Here is a 26185-nt window from a genome sequence, read left to right as displayed (position 1 = left end):
CAAAATTGAAACTCGTGGAGATGTAGATGGAAACGGTGATCGCGATCACGCCGAGCCATTGCCTCGACCCGCAAATCGCCATTGCAGCCTGCAAGGCGGGCGAGACCGGCGTTCTTGATCTGGGATGCAATGCGGACGGCGCCGCGGTCGTTGACGCGATCGAAGTTCTGCGAAAATCAGCGGGGGACCGTGGGACTTGGGGCGTCAGATGGGACGCCGCCACAAGCCCTTACCGAACTCTCGATGATCTGTCGGAAGTCACGCAAGGCGGCTTCCCGCTGCTGGTTCTTACAGGCGTCAAGCCGCGAGAAGCGGCGGATGTGCTCAAATCTGCGAAAGGGTTGGCGCAACGGATCATTCTGGAAGTTCATGATCTCGACTCGGCGCTGCTCGCGGAAGCGGAAGGTTTCGACGGCCTCATCGTTAAAGGCCACGAGGCGGGCGGATGGGTCGGCTCCGCCACCTCATTCATCTTGCTGCAGGAACTCAGCGGGAAGCTACAGATTCCCTACTGGATACAGGGCGGCGTCAATACGCGCAGCGCCGCGGCGGCGGTGCTTTCCGGCGCGCGCGGCGTCGTTCTCGCCGAGCAGCTTTGGCTGACGGAAGAGGGGCCGAGCGCATCCGCGGACCAAAGAAGGCTGTGGAGCCAGTTCGACGGCAGCGAAACGATTGTCGCCGGGCGAGGCTCTGAACTGTTTCGCCTATCGGGGCGACATGGTCGAGGCAAGCTCCGCGAGATCGAAGTCGCCGTCGCTAAGGGTGACGATCTGCGAGATCTGTTGCGGCGGTTGCTGGCCGACCGCGACGATGCGCTCATTGCGCTCGGACAGGACATCGCATTCGCGGCGTCGCTGGGACGTCGCTACGGCACGACGGGCCGAGTGATCGCGGCGCTGCGCGACGGCATAGAGCCAGCGCTCGCCGAGGCGCGCGCGCAAAATCCGCTGCGGCCAGACTCCGCCCTCGCGAAACTGCATGGCGCCCGCTTTCCCATCGCGCAGGGACCGATGACGCGCGTCAGCGACGTCGCGCCTTTCGCCGACGCGGTGTCGCGCGCGGGAGGACTGCCGTTCCTGGCGCTTGCGGTCATGCGGGGCCCGGAAGTGCGTTCGCTGCTTACGAAGACCAAAGAGCTCATGGGCGCGCGGCCCTGGGGCGTCGGCATCCTGGGCTTCATGCCGCTTGATTTGCGGCAGGAGCAAATGGAGGCCATCCGCGAGGTCAAGCCGCCATTCGCGATCGTCGCGGGGGGCAGGCCGAGCCAGGCCAAGGAGCTCGAGGCGCTCGGCGTTTCGACCTATCTGCATGTGCCGTCGCCCGGTCTCCTTCAGGGTTTCATCAAGGAAGGCGCGCGCAAATTCATTTTCGAGGGAAGCGAATGCGGCGGGCATACCGGGCCGCGCACCAGCTTCGTGCTCTGGGAGTCGGCCATCGACACGCTGCTGAGCGCGAAGATCGATGATCCCGAGACAATGCAGATCCTCTTCGCCGGGGGCGTTCATGACGGGCTCTCGGCCGCGATCGTGTCGGTGCTGGCGGCGCCGCTCGCCGCAAAGGGAATGAAAGTCGGCGTGCTCATGGGCACCGCCTATCTCTTCACCGAAGAGGCGGTGCGGACCGGCGCGATCGTCAAGGAATTCCAGAATCAAGCGATCGACTGCCGCGAGACCGCTCTGCTGCAATCGGGAGTCGGCTCGTTCACGCGTTGCGCCAACACCAGTTTCTGCGCGGAGTTCGACAAGGCCCGAAGCGATCTTATTTTGCAGGGCAAGTCGGAAGAAGAAATTCTCATGGCGCTCGAGATGCTCAACATCGGGCGGCTGCGCATCGCGTCAAAGGGCGTGACGCGCAATGAGAATCCCGCGGCCAAGGAGAACAACGAGAAATTCGTCAGCCTCGACGCCGACGCGCAGCGGCGTGAAGGCATGTATATGATGGGCGAAGTCGCACGCCTGCGCGACTCCCGGCTCAGCATGGCGGAGCTGCATCAGGCGGTCTCCTCTGGCGCGCAGGCGGCGTTCGCGAGGGCCGACAAGCGCTCGAGCGCCACTAAGCGAGAACCGCGCGAGGAAATCGCCGTCGTCGGCATGGCCTGTCTGCTGCCGGGCGCGAAGGATGTGCGCAGCTACTGGCGCAACATTATGCTGGCGGTCGACTCGGTTCGCGAGGTGACGGAGGATCGCTGGCGGCCGGAGGACTTTTACGAGCCCAAGCGCGGCGTCCCCGACAAGGTCTATTCGAAGTGGGGCGGCTTCCTCGACGACGTCTTTTTTGAACCGACGCGCTACGGCATCCCGCCCGCGAGTCTGCGTTCGATCGAGCCTGTGCAGCTTCTCGCGCTGCTCGTGTCGAGCATGGCGCTGGAAGACGCCGGACTGGATCGCCGGCCGTTCTCGCGGGAGCGCACGGCGACGATTTTCGCCTCTGGGGGCATGAACGATCTCGGAACGATCTACATCTTCCGGACCCTGCTCGCGCATTATCTGCCGAAAGCCGAAGGCGTCTCCGAGGAAGCGCGCCAGCAGATCCTGGAGTCGCTCTATCAGGATGAATTGCCAAAGTGGACGGAAGACTCCTTTCCGGGATTTCTCGGCAATGTCGTTGCCGGGCGCGTCGCCAATCGACTCGATCTGCGCGGCGCGAATTTCACCGTCGACGCCGCCTGCGCGTCCTCGCTCGCCGCGCTCGACGTCGGCATCAAGCAGTTGCGCAGCGGCGACGCCGACATCGCGCTCGTCGGCGCGGTGGATGGCACCAACGGTCCCGTCAGCTTCATGTCCTTCGCGCAGACCCATGCGCTATCGCCACGCGGCCGCTGTCGTCCCTTCGATGACGGCGCCGACGGAATCGCCATCGGCGAAGGCGTCTGCGCCGTTGTCTTGAAAAGGCTCGCCGACGCCGAACGCGACGGCGACAGGATCTACTCGATCATCAAGGGCATTGGCAGCTCAAGCGACGGGCACAATCGCAGCCTGACGGCGCCGCATCCCGAAGGGCAGGTGCTGGCGCTGGAGCGCGCCTATGCCGACGCCGGCGTCGATCCATCGAGCGTGACTCTGATCGAGGCGCATGGCACCGGCACGTCGGTCGGCGACAAATCCGAAATCGGCGCGCTGAACATGGTCTTCGGTCCGGCTTCGGGAACGCCGCAGCGGTGCGCCGTCGGCTCGGTGAAGTCGATGATCGGCCACACAAAGGTGGCGGCCGGCCTCGCGGCGCTGATCAAGGCGAGCCTTGCGCTCAAGCACCGCGTGCTGCCGCCGACCATCGGCGTCGAAAAGCCGGTGTCGGGGGTCGATTTCGCGAAATCACCCTTCTACATCAACACCGAAATCCGGCCCTGGCTCGGAGCCGGCGACAGCGCGCCGCGACGTTGCGGCGTCAGCGCCTTCGGCTTCGGCGGCACCAATTTCCATACCGTTCTCGAAGAATATCGCGGCGACTTCCGCGGGTCCGACGCTCAGGATCTGAACCCGCGCGCCGCCGAGATCTTCGCCTTCAGCCGCTCGAGCGTCGAGGCGCTGGAAGAAGCGGTCCAGACGCTGCTGCAGGGCGTCGAGCAGACGCCGGAGCTCGATCTCGCGCAACTCGCCTTTTCGGCGTCCCTCGACGACGCCAGGCTGCGGCCGAAGAACGGCGGTCAGATCGTGCAGCTCGCCATTGTGGCGAATTCTGTCGCCGACCTGAAGGGTAAGCTCGAATTCTTCCTGCGCAGCCATCAAGGTAAGGCGACGCTCAGCGCGCCAAGCGGGATCTACTATCGGACCCTGCAACATCGCGGCGATAGCGGCGCCGTCTGCTTCCTGTTCCCAGGGCAGGGCTCGCAGCAGATCAACATGCTTCGCGATCTCGTGCTCACGCGTCCGTCAGCCTACGCCTTGTTCGAGCGGGCCGACGCGATGCTCAGGGGCGCGCTGCCGAAGCCGCTGTCGCAATATGTCTATCCCGTGCCGGTCTTCAGCAAGGAGGAGCGGGAGCGTCAGCAGGCGGAGTTGAACGACACGCGCGTCGCGCAGCCGGCGCTCGGATTGGCGGGCCTCGCGGCCTATGACGCGCTATCGACGTTCGGCGTGAAGCCCAACTTCGTCGCCGGCCACAGCTATGGCGAATATGTCGCGCTCTGCGTCGCGGGGGTTATGTCGCGCGAGGATCTGATCCGCATCTCCGACGCGCGCGGCCGCATCTCCAAGGAGATTTCCGGCGCGCAGCCGGCGACGATGGCCGCGGTCAACGCCAATGAGGCATGGACCCTCGAAGCGATCGAGCGTCTCGAACTGGCGGTGAGCGTCGCGAATCTAAACGCCCCTGACCAGACGATCATCGCAGGGCCAATCGCGGCGGTCGACGCCGCGGTGAAGGCGCTCAGCGGGGAGGACGTGCGCGTCAAGCGGCTGCCGGTGACGGCGGCGTTCCACTGTAGCGCAATGGCGGGGGCGCAAGCGGCGCTAGCGGCGGAACTCGGCTCGGTGACGTTCCGACCGCCGAAGATCAAAGTGTTCAGCAACACTACGGGCGACCGCTATCCCGAGGAGCCTTCGGAGATTCGCGCGCTGCTGGCGCGTCACATCGTCGAACCCTTGCGCTTCGTCGATGAGATCGAACGCCTCTACGCGGCCGGGGCGCGAGTCTTCATCGAGGCGGGTCCGGGGCAGGTGCTGAGCGGGCTTGTTGGCCGCATTCTCGGCGATCGGCCGCACACGACGCTGTCAGTCGACGCGCCGGAGCGTTCGGGCTGGCTGCAGCTCGCGCAGCTGCTGGCGCGGGCGTTTGCGCTCGGCCTGCCGGTCGATCTTGCGCCATGGTTCGCGCGGCGCGGACTCGCGGAGATGAGTCTCGCGCAAGTCTTCGAGCAGGCCCGCGCCAAGGCCAATCCGGGGCCCATGGCGTGGCGGGTGAATGGCGGGCGCGCCGAGCCCTGGCGCGGCGAAGTAAAGCCGCAGAAGCGCGCCGCCGGCGCCGCCGCGCAGCCGGCGCCTGTGAAGGGGCCCGCAGCGCCGCAAGAAACCAGAACCAATGGGAACGCACCAGCCCATCCACCATCGGCGCCATCATTCGGCGTCGAACGCGAGAGGAGCAAAGCCTTGTCTACTCACGTACCATCGCCAGCGCTTGGCGCGGTCAGCGCATTGGGCGCTGAATCGCGGTTCGCCCAAGTGCAGAACAGTTTGGCGCAACTCATCGATCTACAGCGTGAACAGCAGGACGTGCTGCGCCGCTTCTTCGAGTTCCAGGGACAGCTGCTCGGCGCGAACAGCAATGGCGCGGTTGAAAGAACAGCGTTCGGCACAGAGCCGATCCCGTTCCTAATCGCCGAACAGCCGACGGTCGCTCCGACTCCGGTCGGCGTCTTCGTTCCGCCAGCGCCTGTGCTGCCGAAGCTGACCGCGACGCCGAATGGCAAGGCACCGCAGTCCGCGCCGCGCGCGGCGGGCGCGCCTCCGGCCGTCGCTCCGCCGGTCGCCGCCAAGCCGGCGGCGAATGGCGCCGGCGCCGCAAAGGGGAACGGCCAGAAGGCTCCCAAGCAGCTTGCGTCGACCGAGGCGTTCAAGGCCGATCTGTTGCAGGCGGTGGTCGAGCGCACGGGCTACACCGAAGACATGCTCGATCTCGACGCGCATATGGAGGCCGATCTCGGCATCGACTCCATCAAGCGGATCGAGATCCTGAGCAAGCTCAAGGACAATCACTCGTTCATGGAGAACCAGGACGAAGAAAAGGTCTTCGAGGAGCTGTCCGGCCTCAAGACCTTGAATGCGATCGTCGACTGGTATGATCAATTGCGGAAATCTCAGGCCGAGGCTGGAGGCTCCGACTCAAGAAAAAAATCTCAGACTCCGCTGTCGCTCTCCTTGCCTGAGACAGCGGAGTCTGACGCCCCGAAGGCAAGTTCCGCGGATGTGCAGCGTTATGCGGTCACCCCAGTGGCCGCGCCGCGGGACGCTTCAAGGCAAGTTAACGACTTTCCCGCGGACCGCCTGATCCTTGTGGTCGGCGGCGCGCCGGAACTGAGCGCCGCCTTCGGCGACGCTTTGAAGACCAAGGGCCGCCAAGTTCGCTTGGTTGCTCCCGGAGGCGAGACTCGCCTCATCGACGATGGCCGGGTCGAGGCGGATTTGTCTTCGCTCGATGCCTTGAACGCGCTTCGCGGCACGCTCGCCGACGAGGGCGCAAAGGTCGGCGCGATCTTTAATCTTTGCGGACTGCAGACCATCGGCGGCGTCGCCCCGGACGAGCGTCTCGATCATGGTCGGCAGCTCTTCCTGCTGCTGAAGGCGTTCGAGAAGGATCTGAGGGAGAGCGCCAAGGCGGGCGGCGGCGTTCTCGTCAATCTCACTGATTTCGATGGACAGTTCGGGCTTCGGGGCTCGCGCTCCTTCGCCGCGGCGCCCGCCGGCACTCTCGGCGTCGCCAAATCCGCGGCGCGGGAGTGGCCGGAGCTGCGCGTCAAATGCGTTGACGCCGATCCGGAGATGGATGTGAAGCGGCTGATCGATGAAGTTCTGCTGGAGTGTTGCGGCGGCGATCCCACCGTTGAAGTGGGATTCACCCAGAGCGAGCGTTTCAAGCTCGATCTCGCCGAGCAGAGCGTTCCGACAGCCGATCTGTCGGGGCTTCGCCTGGAGCAGGACGGCGTGCTGCTCGTCACCGGCGGCGCCTACGGCATCACCGCCGACGTGACGCGCGCGATGGCCGAAAAATTCCGCTCGCGGCTCATCCTCGTAGGACGCAGTCCGATGCCGGGCGAGGAGCCCGAAGCAACGCGAGGACTGAAGGATCATGCTGAGTTGAGGCAGCACCTCATCGGCGAGGCGCGTGCGCGCAACGCCAAGGTCAAACCCGCGGAAATCGAAAGCGCGATCAAACGCATCCTTAAGGATCGCCAGATCCGCGACAACATCGCGGCGATGCGGTCGGCAGGCGCGCAGGTCGAATACCACGCGCTCGACATCCGCGACGGCGACGCCTTCGGCCGTCTGATCGACTCGATCTACGACCGCTATGGCCGCATCGACGGCGTGCTGCACGGCGCCGGCGTCATCGACGACAGAATGATGCGAGAAAAGACGCCTCAATCCTTCGACACGGTGTTCGAGACGAAGGTCATTCCGGCGATGGCGCTGGCTGAAAAATTGCGGCCGGAAACTCTCAAATTCCTGGTCTTCTTCTCGTCGATCGCCGGTCGTTTCGGCAATGCCGGCCAGAGCGACTACAGCGCGGCAAACGAAGTGATCAACAAGCTTGCCGACAGATTGAGCCACAAATGGCCGCATGTTCACGCCGTCGCGATCAACTGGGGACCGTGGGACGGCGGCATGGTCAACGACGATCTGCGCAAGCTCTACGCCTCCAGGGAGATCTACCCGATCGCCGTCGATCAAGGGCAGCGCCGCTGCCTTGAAGAACTCGAGCGCGGAAACACGGGCGCGCCGGAAATCGTCGTCGCCGCAAGTCTCGAACAGATCGCCCGACAGGGCATGCGGCAGCATCAATAGCAGGCGTTCGCTCATTTTGAGCGGAAGCCCTGGAAGTCGAACATATTAAGGAGTGGGCGATGTCATTCTGCCTGACCGACTTTGTTCCCGTTCGAATGTCCGAGCCTGTGCCGCAGGCGCTGACTCTCGAACTTTCAGCCTATGGATTCGCCAAGGCCTATTGCCGAAATCATGGGATCGACGATGCGGAGAGCTTCGGAACGATCATTCACGAGACGCGGCAGAAATTCGAAAAATTCGCCCTGTCGCCGTCGGTGATCAAGCGGCGCCAATTGGTTTTCTTTCCGCGCCTCAGCGACATCGGCTTCAGCAATGGCGAGTTCACGGTCGCAGAGCCTGAACATGAGTATATGCAGCTCTTTGACAGCTACGAGACTCTAAAAGCCAAAGACATCAAGACGCGTCATTCGAGCTACGCGAAAGTCGCCGACGACTGCCTCGATCAGATGTATGGCGGCGCCGAGGAAGCGCCGGACGATCTCATCCATGTCACCTGTTCCGGCTATTTGGCGCCCAGCCCCGTGGAGCGGATGGTCTCCGGAAAGGAATGGTTCAACACCACCGTCACGCACAGCTATCACATGGGCTGCTACGGCGCGTTCCCGGCGATCAAGATGGCGCATGGCTTTCTATCCTCGTCGCAATTCGCCGTAACGAAGCCCAAGGATCGCGTCGATATCGTGCACACCGAAGTGCTGTCGGTCCATCGCGACATTGAAGAACTCAAGGCCGAGAACATCATCACGATGACGCTGTTTGCGGACGGCTTCATCAAATATTCCATGGTCACGGAAGATCATCTGCGCGAGCGCGGGCTTCGCGGGCTCAGGGTGCTGGCCTTCAACGAGCATCTGCTGCCGGATTCGAGCGACGACATGACCTGGGTCCCCGGGTCGACGCGGTTTCACATGACGCTCTCCGTGATGGTGCCCGTCGTCATCAAACAATCGGTGCGGCCTTTCGTCGAAGAGCTGCTGCAGCGGGTCGGCGTTGACTTCGAGCGCGACAAGCGTCGGCTGATATTCGCCATTCATCCGGGCGGCCCGAGGATCGTCGAGCACATTCAGGAAGCGCTCGGCCTCGATCCGGATCAGGTGGCGATCAGCAGTTCGGTCTTCACCGAAAACGGCAATATGTCCTCGGCGACGGTCCCCCACATATTGAAGCAGATCGTGGAGGAGCCCTCGATCCCAGCGGGAGCGCGCGTCGTCTCGCTCGCCTTCGGGCCCGGTCTGACGATCACCGGCCTGGTCGCGGAAAAGATATGAGCTTCGAGCGCGCCAAGAGAGTCAACGGCGACGACGCCCTGTCGAGGCCAGCGGCGGCCGAGGGCGGCGCGCCTCTCATCGCGCGCATGTTCGAGGTGCAGGACGCGAGGGAGCTGGCGCTCGCCGCGGAGCAGGCGGAAGAGCAGGCTCACGTTTCCGAGCGGTTTACGGCAATGGTCAAAGACATCGCCGGCAACGCTGCTCCGATGGACGAGACGGGTATAGGCGAGCCGCGCATGCCGTTTATCGACGCCGTGCTCGATTACGTTCCCGGCGAGCGCATCACGATTGAGCGGAAACTCAGCATCGACGAAGACCGCTACCTCGCCGATCACGCATTCGTTCATGCGCCGGGCATAAAGCCGACGTCAGCCTGTCTGCCGGTCGTGCCGATGACCATGAGCCTTGAGATCATGGCCGAGGCGGCGGCTTGTCTCGCGCCCGGCTGTGGCCTGCTTGGCTTCGAGGACGTGCGCTCGGTGAGTTGGATCGATCTCGCCGACGTCGAAGAGCTCACGCTGAATGTCGCCGCGCAGATCCTTCGCTATGACTCGGAGCGTGGCGTTTTCTTCATCTCCGCGGCCATCCACGCCGAAGGAAAGAGTTCGGCGGCGATCACCGCGACCGTCCTTATTGGCCATCGCTACCTCGTCGAGCTGTCGCCGACCTTCAGCGAACTCAGCAATGCACGCGCTCATCCGCTGACGGGCGACGAGATCTACGCCGAACGGCGCATGTTCCATGGACCGAGCTTTCAGTGCCTAATTGGAGAGTTTGTTCTCGGCGATGAAGGGATCGTCGGCGACCTGTGCGTGCGCTCGTCCGAGGCTCTGTTCGCGTCCACGCGGTTTCCGCTGCTTTTGACGGATCCTTGCCTGCTTGACGCCGTCGGCCAGATCGTCGGTCTGTGGGCGATGGAGCAGGAGCGCTACGTCTTCCCGATCGGGCTCACGAAGCTTGAAATCTACCGGCCAACGCCGCCGGTCGGAACGCGTGCGCCGGTGCGCGTAGAGATCCTGCAGTCGGAAGGCAAGACGCTCGTCGCCGATGTCGAGGTGCAGGACGGCGAGGGTGGCGTGTGGATGCGAATCTCCGGCTGGCGGACGTGGAAGTTCCGCTGGGAGAAGCGCCTCGTGGATTTCCGTCGTCAGCCCGACAGACATTTGCTGGCGACGCAAGCGCCTGGGCGAAGACCTGAGGGTTCGACGGCGTTTATGCTTTCCAGCGCCGATCTTGAGCAGTTCGATCCCGCTTTGCTCGCGCGTTACTTCTTGAGCGTCGATGAAATGGCCGGCTTCAAGAATCTGGAGCGGTTCCCACAACGCCAGCGTCAGTGGCTCTACGGACGCGTCGCCGCCAAAGACGCGGTGCGCCTCTGGGCGGCTGAGAGACAGCAGGGTGAGATGCTGCATCCGGCCGCATTCGAGATCTCGTCTGATGAACGCGGGCGACCCTTCGTCAAGCCGTCCGCGCTCTTGGCGTCTCCGCCGTTGCTGAGCATCTCACACAGCGAAAATCGGGCGATCGCCGTCGCGCATGAGCGCGTCGTTGGGATCGATCTGGAGCGCATCGCCGCCCGGGAAGCGAATGTCGTCGAGGCGTTTGCGTCGGCGAAGGAGCGCGAGATGATTTGCAAGTTCCCCTCGCAGGAGCGCGATGCGTGGTTCACCCGGCTCTGGTGCGCGAAGGAGGCTGTCGGCAAACTCTTGGGCGTCGGGCTCGAAGGAAAGCCGCTCGCGTTGCAGGCGATCGAAATGACCGAAGATGGGAAGATCGTCATTGCGATCGAAGACGAAAAGGTGTGCGCCAGCGTAACCACCATCGAAGATGATGGGTTCATTATCGCTTATGGGGGGCTCGAGAATGCGGCGCGGTAGCACGAATGCATTTGCGGCGGGTTCGCGAGGGGGGGCATCATGTTTCAGACGTTGCGGGCGTCTGGCGTGCGCACCGTCGATGCGGCGAGGTGAGGAGAAGCGGCGGCAATCTCCGATTGATCTGAGCGGCGTCGGCTGAATCCGAGGAGGCAACTATGCTTTACGCGCTGATTATCGCATTCCTGGGATTGCAGCTGCATGTGGTTCTGGCGCCGATGCTGCGCTTTGCGAAGTGCTTTCGACGCCCGGTCTCCCTGCGAGCTGCTGACGCGCCGAAAGCGGTGGTCATCATGCCCTGCAAGGGCATAGACAGCGCGCTGGTGGAGACCATTCGATGCTTGCTGCGGCAGAACTATGCCGATTACGGACTGCTGTTCGTCACTGAGAGCGAGCAAGATCCGGCGCATGCGCTGATCGAGGGTTTGCTCGGCGATGCGTCTTGTCCGGCACGTTTGATCGTTGCGGGACCTGCGGCGGCGTGCGGACAGAAGGTCCATAATCTGACGACGGCGGTCGACAGGCTCGACGAGCTTTTTCCCCAGACCGAAATCATCGCATTCTGCGATTCCGACGCTCAGCCGCAGTCCGACTGGCTGACCAATCTGGTCGCCGGACTGGCGGACCCGGAAGTCGGCGTCGCCACGGGGTATCGCTGGTATCTCCCGGCGGGGAAGGGACTCGGCTCGCTGCTGCTCAGCGCCTGGAACGCGCAGTCGCTGTTCCTCTTCGGCGATCAGTCGAGCTTCGCCTGGGGTGGGACGATGGCGATGCGCCGCACGGATTTCGAGAGCCTGGAAATCCGTCAGCGCTGGCGGGGAGGCGTCAGCGACGACGGCAGCGTGACGACGGCCGTCCGTTCGCATGGACGGCGGATCCAGTTCGTGCCGCGCTGTCTCGTCGCGTCGCATGGGAACGCGAGCTTGAGCGACGTGGTGGAATTCACGAACCGGCAGATCATACTGACGCGTGTCTACATGCCCAGCGCATGGCGCGACATTGTGGCGCTGACCATATATTTCTTCGCGCTCTTCGCGCTCGCCGCCGTGCTCCTCTATAGAGCGTTCGCCCAACAGGATCTTCCTGATGGCGTCGTCAGCCTGCTGCTGCCGGGCATGGCGTTGGCTACGATCTTGCAGTGCTGGCTGCAAACCACTTTCGCCATGCGCATCCTGCCGCAACATGGCGATGAATTGAGGCGGCTGCGCTGGGCCTACCTCAGCGTTATGCCGCTGGTGGCGCCGCTGGCGCTCTGGAATGTGATCGTATCGTGCTTCTCCCGACGCATTGTCTGGCGCGGCATCGGCTATGAGCTGCGCGGGCCCAATCAAACCGTCATCTGGAAACGCGACCTGCCCGATCCTCGCGCGATTTAGCCCTGTGGAGACCGGTGAAAGGAACTCAAATGCTCGCGACTGCAAAGCGAACCTGGCGCTCCTACTGTTTGCCCAAACATTGTGCGGCGGCGTCATCCAATGGGACGACGACGGCTTTGGGCGAATTGGCTGGAATAACGGGAACGCTTTCGGACGAATGTTGTTAATCCTCTAGCGGAGGGACTGCGATGTATTTCCTTCCTGATCAAGATCTGAAAATCGAATGGGTGCGCACGGACGACAGTAGCCCGCGCGAGGGGCATTCCTGGTACGGCAGTCGATACTGCTACTTCGAGGTCGATCGCAGCCAAGGCGCATCTGGCGCGAGCGACTGCCCCGTTTATCTGCTCTATTCGATGACCGGGGAGACGCTGGTCAACGAACTGGCGCGGCGCAAGGCGTCGGAACTCGGAAGCGAGCCGCGGGCGGCCGCCGTCGTCGAGTTCGATCGGCTGACGAATGGCGAAATCAGACATCGCTCGGACGAGATGCAGTTTATCGGGCGGTTCATCATGCGTGCAGGCGAAGAAGTTTGGGACGAGAGCGACAGCGCCCGATCGAAGTCGACCTGGACCAGACTGGCGTCGATGGCGCCCTCCTGGAGATTCGGTCTTGGGCGACGAAAGATCGATGCCAATCGAGACGCCATAAGGCTGACGACTTCTGAATTCCAGGACACATCCGATACGGCCGGCCGGGCGCGAAAGATTGGATCATGACCGGTCAGCGGCGAGGCCTGCGTAAACGGACAATGTGCTGCGGGAGCCTTTTGATATGTCGCTAGGAAAAGAGATCGGCCTCGCTGCAAGACAGTTCGGCGACAGCAGCGGCGTGGCTTGGAGGCGTCCGAGCCTCACGCTTCTCATAGCATGGCGAAATCTGGTTCATGATCGGATCCGCTTCGGCGTGACGCTCGTCGGAATCGCATTCTCGACGATTCTCGTCGGCATCCAGCTCGGTATGCTGTTGAACTTTCTGCACACGACCTCGACCGTCGTCGATCAAGCGGGCGCCGACCTTTGGGTCGCGGCGCATGGCGTGCCGAGCGTCGACCTCGCGACGCCCATTGATGGCAGACGGCGGTTTCAATCGCTGGCGGTTGAAGGCGTCGCCGCCGCCGAGCCGTATCTGCTGCACTTCGGCTTCTGGAAGCGCGCCGATGGCATTCGCCAGATCGTGATTCTCATCGGCGTGGAGCCCGGGGCCGAGATGGGACTGCCGCTGACTTTGCCAGAGGGACAAAGTTTCCGTGAGGCGCTGTCGAGCCCCGACGGAATCATCATCGATCGCCTCTACGCGGAGAAGCTCGGCGTGACCGGCCTCAATCAGCTCGTCGAGATCAATGATCGGCGCGCGCGGGTCGTCGGTTTCACCGACGGAATCCGAACCTTCACCCAGTCGCCCTACGTCTTCACCTCGCTGCGCAACGCCAGATGGCTCCTCAGTCGAACCGATGACGTCATCACCTATGTGTTGATCCGCCTCTCGCCCGGCCAGGATCCGGCGGCGGTCATCGACAGATTGTCCACGCGCATGTCTGACGTCGACGTTCTGACGTCAAAGGAATTCGCAGCGAAGAGTCAGAAATACTGGCTGCTGACGACCGGCGCCGGCGTCACCATCATTTCTTCGTCAATATTGGCGCTCTTCGTCGGCGTGGTGATCGTCGCGCAGACGCTTTACGCGAGCACGATGGATCGCCTTCCCGAATACGCCGTCATTCGCGCGATGGGCGGTCCGAGATGGTATCTCTACAAGATCGTCATTGAGCAGGCGGTGATCGGCGGATTGATCGGCAGCGTCGTCGGGATCGGCGTCGTCACGGCGCTCGTCTATCTCGGCCGCAACATGAGTTCGCCGCCGCTCGTGCCGGCCTGGCTCGCTCTCGGGATCGGCGTGGTCACCGTGCTGATGTGCGTCGGCGCGTCGCTGGTGTCGATCAGCAAGATCACGTCGATCGATCCGGTGAAGGTGTTCAGATGAGCCGAGCTGTCATCAGCGCCTCTGGCGTTAGTCACTCCTTCAACACCGGACCGGCGCCCGTCACGGTGCTGCGGGACATCGATCTCGAAGTCCACGCCGGCGAAGTGCTGATGCTCGTCGGTCCGTCCGGCAGCGGCAAGACCACTCTGCTGCATATTCTGGGCAGGCTGCTTAGCCCTACGAGCGGCGTCGTGACGCTCTATGGCAAGAACACTCAGTCGCTTGTCGAAGAGGAACTCGCAGCGCTGCGGCTGAAATATTTCGGCTTCATCTTTCAGGCCTACAATCTGTTTCCCGTGCTCACCGCGACAGAGAACGTCATGGTGATGCTCGATCTTCTCGGCGCGCCGCGGCAGATCGCCCGGGATCGGGCGCAGGAACTGCTCAGATCGGTCGGTTTGGGCCAGCGACTGGACTCCTATCCGTCTCAGCTGAGCAGCGGTCAAAGACAGCGCGTCGCGATCGCGCGGGCGCTTGCCGGCGACCCGAGAATCCTGATGGCCGACGAGCCGACCGCTGCGCTCGACGCCGAAAGCGGGCTTCGCGCCATGGAGCTGCTGCAGCTGCTCGCCCATCAGCAGGAGCGCGCCGTTGTCATCGTCACGCACGACCCGCGCATTCTGCATTTCGCGGATCGGGTCATACATCTGGAAGACGGACAGATCGCCGAGCGCTCCGGAACTGAGCGCAGTTCTTCTTCCGCCCACACAATGGGAGTCCTGTGATGAAAATCTCGTCACGCGTCATTGCGATTGTAAGTTTTGTCTCTCTGGCGGCGATAGGTTTCTTTCTCATGGCTTCGGCGGAGAGCGCGCATTCGACGGCTCGCGCCACCACGTCGCTCGTCGGTCTTAGACAGCATGTCGCCGCGGCGCCGGGCATGGTCGAGCCCGAAGGCGAAGAACGGGAAATCTCCGCCCAGGCGACGGGCGTCATCCGCGAAATGCGGGTCGAGGAGAATGACGAGGTGACGGCGGGGCAGGTGATCGCCGTGCTGGATAATACGGAGCAAGTGGCTCGGCTGGATTCGGCGCGGGCCGCGCTGGCGTTGCGCCAGGCCGAGCTGGAGCGACTGAACAATGGCGCGCGCGGAGAGGAGCGGCGCGAGGCGAAGGCCGCGTTGATGGAGGCTGACGCCTCGCTCGATCTGGCGCGTCGCGAACACGAGCGAAGGCTACCGCTGACCAAGAGCGGGGTCTCGCCGCAGGCGGCGCTTGATCAGGCGACGTCGAACTGGAACGCCAATAAGGCGAGGCGCGCGGCGATGGCGGAAAGGCTGGCGATGCTCGAGGCTCCGCCGCGCGCCGAGGATCTCACGGCGGCGCGCGCCAGAGTGCGCCTGGCCGAAGCGGACGTCGCATTGGCGGAAGCGCTTCTCGAAAAGACGCTGGTGCGCTCGCCGATCGCAGGCACGATATTGCGCCGTTCTCGCGTCGCGGGCGAAGCCGTGACCCATGTCCCGCCGACGCCGATCGCCATCGTCGGCAATGTACGGGGGCTGCGCGTGCGCGCCGACGTCGACGAGACGGACGTCGGCAAGATCGTGTCGGAACAGCGCGTCGAGGTCACCGCCGACGCGTTTCCAAATCAGAGATTCGGCGGAAGGGTGTTTCGCGTGTCCGCGAGGATGGGCGCCAAGCTCGTTCAGACCGGCCGTCCGACCGATCGCGTCGACGCAAAGGCGCTGCAGGTGCTTATCGACCTCGATCCGGGCGTGAAGCTGCCGGTGGGACTGCGAGTCGACGCCTATTTTCTCGGACATCCGCTCTCGGCTCAGGCCGGCCCGAACGAATAGGCTGGTGAATTACTCAGCCGCGAAGGTCGCAACGTTCTGCGGCATTCGCGAAAGGCGATTGGCGGTCGCTCGTCTCGACTAAGTTAACAGTCCGTAAATCGCCGCGCCTGGAAAGCGCGCGAGACTATGGGTTCCTCCGTCCACCGCGGACTTTTGAAGAGGCGTAAGAGTATCGCGCGCCGCCCGTGACACGTGGACGACAAATGTCGTTCGGCGTCTCATAGCGCGAGATGCTCTGGTCAATGGCGCGCGAACGCCCGATTTGCCTCGCGTTCGAGCAAGATGCGCCGCGCAAATCAGCAGGCGATGTGGCATTTTTAACACGTCGCAGACAAATACAAATGGATCAGCTTTGTTTAGCTTTTACGTCATGAATGCCTGCTGTCATGATGACATTAATACTTGAAAGCTCCCAGTTGGCGGCGAATGCATCGGGATCATAGTTTCCGCTGCGGCCATTCGCCGTCCAGCCGCTTCGGAACGGAAATTGTTCGACATCTATATCAGGCTGCGGACGAAATCCTCCGAGGCGGCGTAAGAGCCCGAAAGACTCATTTCAGCGTGGAGCGATGCGCTCGGCACTGGAGCGAGAGAGTGGGGTTCGATGAAATCGTTCGGCGCGCTCGCAATCATGGCGGCAGGGGCAGGGCTCGCGTTGGCAAGCGCGCGAGAGGTTTCCGCTGAGACAATTTCGTCGGCGCTTGCTCGAGCCTACGCAGGCAACCCCGACTTGAACGAGCAGCGCGCAGAAGTGCGCGCGCGAGACGAAGACGTCTCAAGCGCTTGGTCAGGACTGCGGCCGAGCGCCAATATCCAGGCCGGCATCGGCGCGCAGCGCTCAAATCTCAAGATCCCCGTGCGGGTTCCCGTCATCAACCGGCGTCTCGATCTTTACGATGAGTATACCGGATTTCCGCGCGGGGCGACGCTGAACGTTTCACAGACAGTGTTTGACGGCGGACGTACGGAAAATTCGGTGCGTCGCGCCGAGTCGAGCGTGTTCGAGTCGCGCGCGATCATGCGGCTTGCGGAACAGGAGACGTTGCGTAGCGGCGCGACCGCTTTCATGGATGTGTTGCGGGACGCGGCGATCCTGTCGCTGCGCAAGAGCAACATCGCCGTACTCGACCTTCAGTTTCACGACACGCAAAAGCGCTATCAGTCCGGGGACGTCACCAATACGGATGTGGCGCAGAGCGAAGCCTCCGTCTCCCACGCGCGCTCCGAATATTTCGCCGCCGAGGCGCAGTTGAAGAGCAGCGCCGCCATTTACCGGCAGATCATCGGGGCGGAGCCGAAGCGATTGGAGCCGGCCTCATCGATCGAGCGGATGCTGCCGAAGTCGGTTAAGGGCGCGATCGACGCCGCGCTTGTCGAACATCCCGCCGTCGTCGCAGCCCTGCACCGAGTGGACGCCGCAGAGTCTGCGGTCAAAGTCGCCGAGGGCGCGCTGCTGCCCTCGCTGTCGGTTAATGCGCAGGTCGCGCAGCAGTATGACTCCTTCCTTGCTCTGCCAGGCTCCCGGCAATTTTCCGCCGGCGTCAACGGCGCGCTCAATATTCCGCTATACCAGGGGGGAGGGGAATATTCCTCGATCCGTAAGGCCAAAGAGGTGCTGGACAAGGCGCGGCTCAACGCGGATGCGCAGCGGGACCGCGTGAGAGCGAATGTGGTCTCGAGCTATGGTCTGCTCGATACGGCAAGGTCCCAGATCAGATCTGATCAAGCGACGGTGAGAGCGGCCGAACTCGCCTTGAAAGGCGTTCGCGAGGAGGCGCAGGTGGGCCAGCGCACGACCCTCGACGTGCTCAACGCCCAGCAGACGCTGCTCAACGCGCGCGTTAATCTCGTCATTTCCCAGCGCGATCGTGTTGTCGCCTCTTACGCGGCCTTGGCCGCCATCGGCAGGCTGAACGCTGAAGCGCTCGATCTCAATGTCGTGCGCTATAACCCGGTTGTGCATTTCGAGCAGGTCAAGGACAAATGGTACGGGATGGATACGCCCGACCGATGAACCTCGATGGAGGCGTCGGGTTGAACCCTATAGGCGCGGTCTGACGCCCGACTGTTTTTCGGGGTCCTCGGTCGGGGATTCATTCTCCCTGACAATTTCGCTGTCCATCAGGCTGACGTTGAACCGGGTGGCGTCCGGCTCGTTGATCCAGACCTTCAGATCGTAGCTGGGGCCGGCCTGCCACGACCAGCCCTGGCAGGTCCGGTCGGCTTTCGGTTTTGGGTGGTATTTCGAATATTTGTCGCCGACCTTGAATTCTTCGAGGATGAAATCGAGCAGCTCCGGACAGGTCATCTGCGAGAGGAAGACGCCGCTCAGCTTGTAGACCTTGCCGGTGCGCGGGGTGAGCGCGTAATTGACGATGGAGCCGTCCTGAAATCTGCAAGAGAACAATTTGCCGTTTTCGGACGAGGATGCGAAGAATTCCTCGGCGCGCATGCCGCCATGGAAGGAAACTTTTCCGAAGTTGTTGCATTGAGAGCGCGCGAGCCTGGCCGCCTCGTCCTTGGACATGCCGAGCGAGAAGCCCCGAAGATCGCGCTTGAGGTCCTCGGCCCGCGCGTCGGGCGCGCCGGAAAGGATCGCGCCGGAGAGGAGCAGCGACGCCATCCGCGCCAGCCGGGTCGAAAGTGTCGCGTTCGGCCTGGTCGCCGGATCAATCATCCCGCTGGAGCGCCACATCATCGACCTCCTTGTCGAGGCGGAGTCGCCTTCACCGCCCGGTAGATGACGCTTCAGAGGTGAAGAAGGGATTACGCCGCGCCTCGGATACGCAAAAGAGGCGCCTAATCCGCTGTGGAACATCAACTTGACTGGCGGAGACGGTGTCCGCCTAACCAGCGTCCAAGGCGATTTGAGGCTGTCCGCGCTGTCCCATATTTTCCTTGGCATTCAGCTTAATCGTGTCTTCCCTTGTCCGCCATTGTGCGCCATAATCCGTGTCGAAATGTAATACTCATTGTCATACCGAGGCGTTGGGCGGACATATGGCAAGCGGAAAACTGACGGCGCGAACGGCCGCAACCACGAAGCCGGGCACATACGGCGACGGCGCGGGGCTCTATCTCGTCGTCGCGCCGACGGGCGGGCGGAAATGGGTCTATCGGTTCTCCTGGCAGGGCAAGGTGAAGTTGATGGGCCTCGGCTCGGCGGAAGTGGTGTCGCTCGCCGAAGCCCGCCGGCTCCGCGACGAAGCCCGGCGCACGCTCGCCAGCGGCAAGAACCCTATTGAGGCAAGGCGGGAGGCCGCGAAGGCGATCGCCGGCAAGCCGACATTCGGGGAAGTCGCCGACGCGCTGATTGACGCCAAGGCGAGCGAATGGCGCAACGCCAAGCATCGGGCGCAATGGGCGATGACGCTGCGCGAGTATTGCGCGCCGATCCGCTCCTTGCCGGTGGACGAAATCGACACCGAGGCCGTTTTGTCCGTCCTGCAACCATTGTGGAAGGAAAGGCCCGAGACGGCTTCCCGGCTGCGGGGAAGGATTGAGGTCGTCTTAGACGCGGCGCGGGCGCGTGGCCACATTCCCCGGAACGAAGCCAATCCGGCGCGCTGGCGCGGGCATTTGGACAAGCTGCTGCCTAAGCGCCAGAAGCTCACGCGCGGCCATCATGCGGCGATGGCCTATGCTGATGTGCCGGCTTTCCTCGCCCGACTGCGCGAGCGTGAGGCCATGACGGCGATGGCCTTGGAGTTATGCATTCTTACCGCGACGCGCTCGGGCGAGGTTCTTGAGGCTCGTTGGTCCGAAATCGACATGGCCGCGAAAGTTTGGACAATCCCGGCGTCTCGAATGAAGGCCGGCCGCGCACATCGCGTCCCGCTGTGCGATCGAGCGATGACGATACTCGAGAGGTTTGCCGAAGCGAAAACCAGCAAATTCGTCTTTCCGGGCAACAGGCACGGCAAGCCGCTCTCCAATATGGCGATGCAAATGGTTCTGCGGCGGATGGGCGTCGAGCACGTCACCATTCACGGCTTCCGCTCGGCCTTCAGGGATTGGGCGGGCAATGAGACGCATTTCCCGCGCGAGGTCGCGGAGGCGGCGCTGGCGCATGTCGTCGGCGACAAGGCCGAACAGGCTTACAGGCGCTCTGACGCGCTGGAGAAGCGCCGGGCGCTGATGGCAGCTTGGGCCAGCTACATCGAACAGGACAAGGGCGGGAACGTCGTCCCGCTGCAAAGATCGGGCGGTCTCCCCGCCTGATAAGCGGCCGGGCGTGGCGTCTAGCCGCCGCCAAACCCGGCCTGACCACAACGCGAAAGGACCTTCGCACCATGGCTAAACAGTCTCATACACCATCTCGGCGGGCCATGCTCGCCGGCCTCGCCGCAGCGCCCGTCGCAGGGCTTCCGGCACTTGCTGGCGTCGTCGTCGCGGAAGCCGATCCGATCTTGGCGGCTTTTGCGGAAATTGAAAGGACGCGCGCTGCTTACGAGCAGATAGGGGACGATCCGACGGACGCCGTGATCGACGCAGTATGCGAAGACATGCGCAACGCGGAAGTTGCTCTCTATTCGACCGCGCCCACGACGCCCGCAGGCGCGGCGAGGCTGCTTCATGTCATCGCTGACTATCTCAGCGAGGAAGGCAATCTCTACGATACTTATCTAGAACCAGTATTGGGCAACGCGATCCGCAATGCCGCTGCACTTCTGGAGCAGGAGGCGCTGTCATGAGCGCGACCGCCAACATCCAGCCTGTTCCGAACGAGCCGCAGGACGCTTGTGGCCGTCACCTCGAAGAAAACCTGCGCGAAGCCGCCGATCTTTCGCGAGCCATGTTCATGCTGATGACGGGCCTTTGCTCGCGCGGGTATCCTTATGCGGTCGGCAAAGAGGAACTTGCTGCACTCTGCCAGCTCGCGACGGAAGTGAGAGACAGGGCCATTTCGGCGAATGAGCAATGGCTGGAGGATTCTCAGCAATGACCGATCTTGCCAACATCAAGGAGCGGCTGCCCCGTCCGCCGTTGTCGACCATCATCAAGGTGACTTTGCTGCTCAAAATCGCGCGACTCCACCTTTGGCTCGCGCGCACGTCCAACCGATACGATGGCGCCATCATGCAGATGGCCCGTCGCGCCGTCGAAACCGCCGAGGCGGTCGCCCGCAAGTCGGACGATTTGCGCAGAAGGCTCAGGCCGTGAATTACGACCGCGCCGCGATCATGCGAGACGCCCACAAACGGTTCCGAGACGGCAAACGCCTCGGGCTCGGCTGGACGTTCGGGCAATGCCTGTCGACGGCGTGGAAGGCGGCGAAGGCTCGCCGCAAGGCCACTGCCCGGATTGCGGCGTAGGATTTGAGCCCTACATCATACCGAGCGCCGGAATTCGTCCCGGCGCAACTCAACGCCCCGACCGTGGATGTAACGGCGGGGCGTTTTGTATTGTCAGCCCAGCTTTGCCGCCAGCACGTCGACCTTCCCGATTTTAGGCGGCAGCGAGAAAAGCTCCGGAGCCTTCGCCATGAGCGCTTTAGCGACTTCCCCAGCAAGATGAGCGTCTCTGCCAGTTTCGTCATTGAAGACGTCGAAAATGGCGAAAGTGGTGGGTGACACTCGGATCGCGAACCACGACACCGTGCCCGGCTCCGCTTCCACGAGCGGCAGCGCCGATTTCAAGAACGCCGCAACCTCGTGCTCCTTGCCGATCTTCGCTTCCAGCGTGGCCAAGATGCCAAACTTCACCATTGCGACCTCCTCGGGAACTGCAGCCCCCAGGCTGTCAGTTTGCACCTTTCGAGGCATTTTGCACGACGGTTGATTTCTTGGGTCGCACAGCCAAAAGGGAACGAATAGTCTGACGCACTCGACAAGCCTAAACGGACGACAGCCGGAGGCGTCAATGAATTCGCCAGATTTTGACCAGGCGGCGGACGAAACGATCCGCGAAAACGAGCGCGCGGCTCGTCAGCCTGCCCGAGAGAGCGACGATGTTGCCAACACGCTAAATCTTGTGTCGGAAACAGCGGAGGCGATCAAAGCATTCGAGGAGCAGGCGGCGCATGCACTGATGCGTGCCCACGAGGTCGCCGACGCTGTGAGGGAGGAATTGGACCGCGCGGACCAGCGCGCCGAACGCGCAGAGGCAATGCTGGGCTTGGCTGAGACTCAAGTCGAACAGATGTCAGCCGCCATAGAGCATGCGCATCAAGAGATTGAAGCGCTGCAATCACAACTCGACTCCAAGGCGGCAGAGTTAGCCGCCTCGGAACGGCGTGCGGACGATGCAGAGGACGCTATTGAGCGAATCATAGATGTGATCCGCGCGCGGCCGCCGCGGAATTGAGCGAGGCGTCATCGCAGGCGCGGGCTATGCAGGCTCCGCATCCGCAGTGAGCGCCCGGGCAATCTTCTGCGCGACAACCTTCGCGTCTGCGCCAGAGAGCCGATTGACGAGCCCGCGGCGGCTCGGATCTTCCTCGAAATAGACATAGGCGAGCGCGACGCCGTTCGCGTCCTCGACTACGAACGACTCGGCAGCCTTCCGGATGCGCAGGGGCAGAGCATAGGGCGCGGGCGTCATCTCAGCGCCGATATTGCGCGGATTTGATCTTGAGCCAATTCTTCGTTCGGCCGCGAGGATAAGCCTTGTCCAGCCGCTTGGATACGATGCCCTCCAGGCCGAGCTTTTCGGCATGTCGGAAGACCAACGGCCCGTCGCCGCCGATAGCCTGCGAAAGCAGGAGGCCTGCGCGCTGTTGTTCGAGCAATTGCTCAAGTCTGCTCTTGCGCTCGCCAAGCGGCAATGGCCGCAGATCCTCGCCCTCGATCTGTAGAAGATCAAAGACGATCAGACGCGCTTCCTGCGCTGCGCGCCGCTCCAGCAATGCAGCGAAGTCGCAATAACCGTCGCCGCGCAGCACGACCGCCTCGCCGTCGATCGGCACGCGATCGATTGGCAGCTCGGCGACGGCGTCTCGGATGACGGGGAATCGTGCCGTCAGATCGTTTCCGAAGCGCGACCATAGGCGCACGCGATCGCTGTCCTTCATGGCGACGACGCGAAAGCCATCGAACTTTATCTCGTGCACCCACTCCGGTCCGCTCGGGGCGTGCGCAGCGCGCGCTGGCTCCGCAGGAGCGACAAAGCCCACTGGACGCCTTTGGCGGTTGCGGGCGGAGAAGTTTCGCCATTCCATGTCGGCGATGTTGGGGAGAGGTGCGCAAAGTCCAAGCGTCGCCGTTGAGCGCCGCCAGAGCGGAAAAAAGCTCCGCCCGTTTTCGCGAGCGGAGCCCGAGCGCAGCCGCGCAGCAGGCCTGATGCCGCAGCGATACCGCGCCTCCCGCCCGTCGGCCAGGTTAGGTGAGTGATCGACGGACGTTCATCTCGCAAAATGGAACCGGAAACGAACGCGGCAAGCTTCGCTTTGCAGCCGGGGTGTCGCGGACCATGGGCGTGAAGCTGAAAAAAGCCCGCGACCATAAAGCCGTTGGCAAGGAGGCTGCGAAAGGTCGCCATGAGAGGCGACGACAACCAATTAACCTGGAGCGCGCTGCGGCATGCGTGACAGGCCAAGCGCCGCGGGGACCATACGATGACCGAAGCTGAGACGTTAATACGAGAAATCCAATCTCTGCGTGAGACTATCCGGCGCGAGTGGTTCAACATCAGGCTCGATGCTCTGACGCACGATGACCGAGTCGTCATTCGAGATCATATCGAACGCTGCCACGCCGATCTGAAAATCCTGCTGGATCGGCTATGGAATTTGCCTGACAAAAATTCAAGCTAGCCGACGCTATTGTCTGAGCCATCACCCAAGCGACAATGGGAGATCAGCAAGAACCTCGCCCGCGCTGAACTCACTGCGTTGGAACGCGACGAGCACGTTGCCGAGTGGATAAGGCTGGCGGAGCTTCAATCGCGTCAACCTGACGCAAATGAAAAATCCAAACGCGAAGACGGCCGCGGGCACAGGCATGAGTCTGGCGTCCGCGCCGCGGCTCGCGAACTTGGTCTATCAGAACCAGACGCCCGCCGCGCGACGAAGGTCGCCGCGCTGTCCGATGAGGCGAAGGAAGCCGCGCGCCCGTCTATTTTGTCCAGAGAAGCTCGCACATGCGCCAAGACGTTCCGCGCTACCCATGCCGCGCCCGATATCGAAACGCCTACATGCGGCCCGCGCTGCATAGCGGGTTGAGCGGGAGCGAATACGCGCGGCGCATTGCTTCGGGATATGGACAAGGCGAAGGGCGGTCGACCCCCATTAGAAACCGGTAATGCGGATATACCGGTTTCTTCGGCTCGATCATTGTCAGAGCTTGCCATATCGAAGATGCAATCTTCCCGCTGGCGTCACCTTGCTGCCATCACGTCCACAGCGCCGCGCGCCCGAGCCTTCGCCCGTCGTTGGTGTAGACAGGCCCGCGCTCGGCCTTGTGCGCCTTTGCCGGCGATGACTTACGCGCTGCGTTCGCTTGGCGCACCCATGTTCGGACGCTTTCGTGCGAGACATTGAGCGCCACGGCGACGACGCGGAAGTTTTTGCACTTTGCATACATTGCGACCGCCTCGGCGCGCTGCGCCGCAGATACCCCGCTCATTATGTGCTCCCCGCCTGTCCCACCGCGATTTCGGCTATACGCTTGACGAGCCGCCCGGCCAAGGCGTCCGCGAGCGCGCAGAGGTCGTTGCCGCGCCGCGCTTCTTCTCGGCGCTTATGCACAGCCTCGGCTTGCACTGTTAGTAACGCGACCCTACATCTCTGGCGGAGAGAGGTTGCGATGGCATTGACCAACAGAGAACGCCAAGCGCGCTGGCGCGAACGGCTAAGGGCGCGAGCCGCAATGCCGATTGCGGCGGCTTTCCGGGAATATGCGCGCGCGCTCATGAACGAGGAATGGCTAGCCGGCGATGGTGACGCCGACGCCGCCCTGGCGCGCGCCGCCCGAGACGGGTTTCTCGGCAAGAGCGACGACGAAATCGGCCACGCACTCGATAGCCTCATCTTTGAATTTTACGAGACAGAATATCGACGCCTCGCGCAGGCGAAGCACCGGTCTAAGCGATCAAAGCGACTAGCCTGCACGGCTGCTGTTACTAACGAGGCGCGGCGAGATTAAGCGAGACGCGCAGGGATAGGCGTCGCGAGCCGACAAGCCGAGAATGCATCGCTCGGTTTCCCTGCGCTCCATTTCGATGCGCGCGAGATGCAGCGCGATGAACGACGAATGCGACGGAGTTCAAGCCGACGAGCATGTGCTTGAATGGAGGCTTGAGGAGGTTGCGGAGCGCGTCGGTATTCCTGAGAATGATCGCAACAGATTTCGGCGCTCAATTCGAACACAGATTTACGAATTGCGGCGGGGGTTTTTCGTCAAACCGCAGACAGTATACCGAGGCCCATACCTGGACGTGCTCGACCGCCATCAAAGCGCGACTGAGAGCTTGCGAAAGTGGCTGTTAGACAAAGAGCAAAGGGGTGCCGCCGGTTCTGCTTGGGCGCAAGTCAATGCATTTCTGCACGGCAAGAGAGAAGACTCGGACACCTTTCTCGAAAACGGGTTGGAGTTCCTATTGGAATTAGAGCGCGCCTTCGCCAGGGCGAGACCAATTGGACTCGTATACAACGAAAGAGGCCGCGCCCATGGGGCTCAACAAAACGGCGCGCAACACTGCGGCCAAGCGGTCAACCATTTCATTGAATGCCTAATTCGCTGCATTCGGGAAGGCGGTGGCGTCGTTACCGCTTCACGCACGCTACCAACAAGGCCAGCGAACGCTAAAGGGCATATCAGCGAGCTGCTGAACATTCTGCGCCAATTTCTGCCTAAAGATTTTCCTGAATACGAGAGCGGCTTAGGCATTCGCTGCGAGCGGATTAATGCTCGGTTGCATAAGGAGGCAATGAAGGAGCGAGAGAAGTCCTCCACCTAAAGGCCGCCGATTTTTTTATTAAGGTGTAGGGGTTGTCGGGAGAAACGCTGATACCTGGAAGGTCGTCCGCAACAAACCGGAAGGGCGACTATGGACAGCATCTCTCTTGCCGATAGGCTCGAACACGGAAACCTCACCATCCGCGAAACGTGCCTGCTCGCCGACGCAAGCCGCTCGAAATTTTATGAAGATCTGAAAGAGGGCCGCGTCGCCATCCGCAAACTGGGCGCTAAAAGCGTCGTTGCCGGCCCGATTGCCAAGCGATACATCGCCGGTCAGCCGATCGACGACCTTCTCGACGCCCCGCTCACGACGCCGAAGGCAGCTGCGTAGTGGCCGGCACGAAAAACCCGGTCGCGGGCGGCGACCGGGCTCGGAAGATGTCATGCGTGGTGGCTGACACTTTCGAGCATACATCTAATGATCCGTCATTCCAACCATTGGGCGCCGTCGCCGACGCTGTCGTCGCCGACCTAACGGCGCGTCGCATCGCATG

24 protein-coding genes are annotated in these 26185 nt (G+C 62.6%); 18 read left to right on the top strand and 6 right to left on the bottom strand.

Features of this window, described 5'->3' with window-relative positions:
- Positions 1–26: 26 nt before the first annotated feature.
- The 9 genes from AC0X69_RS02605 to AC0X69_RS02565 all read left to right on the top strand — a co-directional run bounded on the left by AC0X69_RS02605 (position 27) and on the right by AC0X69_RS02565 (position 17806).
- Positions 27–7496 (top strand): SDR family NAD(P)-dependent oxidoreductase, encoded by a 7470-nt coding sequence (locus tag AC0X69_RS02605; protein WP_482611004.1) that lies wholly within the window; start codon positions 27–29, stop codon positions 7494–7496.
- Between the two features lie 59 nt (positions 7497–7555).
- Complete coding sequence (locus AC0X69_RS02600; protein ID WP_482611002.1) at positions 7556–8764, top strand: 3-oxoacyl-[acyl-carrier-protein] synthase III C-terminal domain-containing protein; 1209 nt, start codon at positions 7556–7558, stop codon at positions 8762–8764.
- Positions 8761–10641: a 4'-phosphopantetheinyl transferase superfamily protein gene (locus AC0X69_RS02595; RefSeq protein ID WP_482611000.1), complete on the top strand. Its 1881-nt coding sequence runs from the start codon at positions 8761–8763 to the stop codon at positions 10639–10641. Before AC0X69_RS02600 ends, AC0X69_RS02595 begins: the two co-directional genes overlap by 4 nt.
- Before the next feature lie 155 nt (positions 10642–10796).
- Complete coding sequence (locus AC0X69_RS02590; RefSeq protein ID WP_482610998.1) at positions 10797–12014, top strand: glycosyltransferase family 2 protein; 1218 nt, start codon at positions 10797–10799, stop codon at positions 12012–12014.
- A gap of 188 nt (positions 12015–12202) precedes the next feature.
- A complete protein-coding gene (locus AC0X69_RS02585; RefSeq protein ID WP_482610996.1) occupies positions 12203–12733 on the top strand; it encodes a hypothetical protein in 531 nt (176 codons plus the stop codon).
- 55 nt (positions 12734–12788) lie between these two features.
- Positions 12789–13997 carry an ABC transporter permease gene (locus AC0X69_RS02580; protein ID WP_482610994.1) on the top strand — a complete coding sequence of 403 codons (1209 nt, stop codon included), beginning with the start codon at positions 12789–12791 and terminating at the stop codon, positions 13995–13997.
- A complete protein-coding gene (locus AC0X69_RS02575; protein ID WP_482610992.1) occupies positions 13994–14722 on the top strand; it encodes an ABC transporter ATP-binding protein in 729 nt (242 codons plus the stop codon). The genes AC0X69_RS02580 and AC0X69_RS02575 overlap by 4 nt, the downstream gene beginning before the upstream one ends.
- Positions 14722–15792: an HlyD family secretion protein gene (locus AC0X69_RS02570; RefSeq protein WP_482610990.1), complete on the top strand. Its 1071-nt coding sequence runs from the start codon at positions 14722–14724 to the stop codon at positions 15790–15792. The genes AC0X69_RS02575 and AC0X69_RS02570 overlap by 1 nt, the downstream gene beginning before the upstream one ends.
- Before the next feature lie 604 nt (positions 15793–16396).
- Positions 16397–17806 (top strand): TolC family outer membrane protein, encoded by a 1410-nt coding sequence (locus tag AC0X69_RS02565; RefSeq protein WP_482610988.1) that lies wholly within the window; start codon positions 16397–16399, stop codon positions 17804–17806.
- A 27-nt stretch (positions 17807–17833) separates the two neighbouring features.
- On the opposite strand, the gene AC0X69_RS02560 is transcribed toward AC0X69_RS02565, so the two are convergent.
- Entirely contained in the window at positions 17834–18490 is a 657-nt protein-coding gene (locus tag AC0X69_RS02560) for a hypothetical protein (RefSeq protein WP_482610986.1), read from the bottom strand.
- A gap of 302 nt (positions 18491–18792) precedes the next feature.
- On the opposite strand from AC0X69_RS02560, the gene AC0X69_RS02555 reads away from it, so the two are divergent.
- The 5 genes from AC0X69_RS02555 (at position 18793) to AC0X69_RS02535 (ending at position 21107) form a co-directional block, all read left to right on the top strand.
- On the top strand, positions 18793–20013 hold the full coding sequence (locus tag AC0X69_RS02555) for a tyrosine-type recombinase/integrase (RefSeq protein ID WP_482610984.1): 1221 nt from the start codon (positions 18793–18795) through the stop codon (positions 20011–20013).
- 188 nt (positions 20014–20201) lie between these two features.
- A complete protein-coding gene (locus tag AC0X69_RS02550; RefSeq protein ID WP_482610982.1) occupies positions 20202–20486 on the top strand; it encodes a hypothetical protein in 285 nt (94 codons plus the stop codon).
- Complete coding sequence (locus AC0X69_RS02545; protein ID WP_482610980.1) at positions 20483–20737, top strand: hypothetical protein; 255 nt, start codon at positions 20483–20485, stop codon at positions 20735–20737. Before AC0X69_RS02550 ends, AC0X69_RS02545 begins: the two co-directional genes overlap by 4 nt.
- Positions 20734–20955 (top strand): hypothetical protein, encoded by a 222-nt coding sequence (locus AC0X69_RS02540; RefSeq protein ID WP_482610978.1) that lies wholly within the window; start codon positions 20734–20736, stop codon positions 20953–20955. The genes AC0X69_RS02545 and AC0X69_RS02540 overlap by 4 nt, the downstream gene beginning before the upstream one ends.
- The gene (locus tag AC0X69_RS02535; protein ID WP_482610976.1) at positions 20952–21107 is read left to right on the top strand and encodes a hypothetical protein; all 156 of its coding nucleotides are present in this window, start codon (positions 20952–20954) and stop codon (positions 21105–21107) included. Before AC0X69_RS02540 ends, AC0X69_RS02535 begins: the two co-directional genes overlap by 4 nt.
- 93 nt (positions 21108–21200) lie before the next feature.
- On the opposite strand, the gene AC0X69_RS02530 is transcribed toward AC0X69_RS02535, so the two are convergent.
- A complete protein-coding gene (locus AC0X69_RS02530; protein ID WP_482610974.1) occupies positions 21201–21500 on the bottom strand; it encodes a putative quinol monooxygenase in 300 nt (99 codons plus the stop codon).
- A 154-nt stretch (positions 21501–21654) separates the two neighbouring features.
- On the opposite strand from AC0X69_RS02530, the gene AC0X69_RS02525 reads away from it, so the two are divergent.
- Entirely contained in the window at positions 21655–22098 is a 444-nt protein-coding gene (locus AC0X69_RS02525; protein ID WP_482610972.1) for a hypothetical protein, read from the top strand.
- A gap of 24 nt (positions 22099–22122) precedes the next feature.
- Here AC0X69_RS02525 and AC0X69_RS02520 read toward each other — a convergent pair whose 3' ends face one another.
- Both AC0X69_RS02520 and AC0X69_RS02515 read right to left on the bottom strand, forming a co-directional pair.
- A complete protein-coding gene (locus AC0X69_RS02520; RefSeq protein WP_482610970.1) occupies positions 22123–22335 on the bottom strand; it encodes a hypothetical protein in 213 nt (70 codons plus the stop codon).
- 1 nt (position 22336) lies between these two features.
- The gene (locus AC0X69_RS02515) at positions 22337–22843 is read right to left on the bottom strand and encodes an ATP-dependent DNA ligase (protein WP_482610968.1); all 507 of its coding nucleotides are present in this window, start codon (positions 22841–22843) and stop codon (positions 22337–22339) included.
- 504 nt (positions 22844–23347) lie between these two features.
- Between AC0X69_RS02515 and AC0X69_RS02510 the strand changes: the two genes are divergently transcribed.
- Positions 23348–23545, top strand: coding sequence for a hypothetical protein (locus AC0X69_RS02510; RefSeq protein WP_482608149.1), 198 nt, complete (start codon positions 23348–23350; stop codon positions 23543–23545).
- 577 nt (positions 23546–24122) lie between these two features.
- On the opposite strand, the gene AC0X69_RS02505 is transcribed toward AC0X69_RS02510, so the two are convergent.
- Both AC0X69_RS02505 and AC0X69_RS02500 read right to left on the bottom strand, forming a co-directional pair.
- Complete coding sequence (locus tag AC0X69_RS02505) at positions 24123–24356, bottom strand: helix-turn-helix domain-containing protein (RefSeq protein ID WP_482610966.1); 234 nt, start codon at positions 24354–24356, stop codon at positions 24123–24125.
- A 300-nt stretch (positions 24357–24656) separates the two neighbouring features.
- Complete coding sequence (locus AC0X69_RS02500; RefSeq protein ID WP_482610964.1) at positions 24657–24809, bottom strand: hypothetical protein; 153 nt, start codon at positions 24807–24809, stop codon at positions 24657–24659.
- Positions 24810–24918: 109 nt separating this feature from the next.
- Between AC0X69_RS02500 and AC0X69_RS02495 the strand changes: the two genes are divergently transcribed.
- Together AC0X69_RS02495 and AC0X69_RS02490 are read left to right on the top strand one after the other, a co-directional pair.
- On the top strand, positions 24919–25689 hold the full coding sequence (locus AC0X69_RS02495) for a hypothetical protein (RefSeq protein ID WP_482610962.1): 771 nt from the start codon (positions 24919–24921) through the stop codon (positions 25687–25689).
- A 90-nt stretch (positions 25690–25779) separates the two neighbouring features.
- Positions 25780–26022 (top strand): hypothetical protein, encoded by a 243-nt coding sequence (locus AC0X69_RS02490; RefSeq protein WP_482610960.1) that lies wholly within the window; start codon positions 25780–25782, stop codon positions 26020–26022.
- Positions 26023–26185: the final 163 nt, after the last annotated feature.

The organism is Methylocystis sp. Uni0008, from assembly GCF_056838045.1.
The sequence above is the reverse complement of the archived record's forward strand: the minus strand, read 5'-3'. Positions and strand labels throughout refer to the sequence as shown.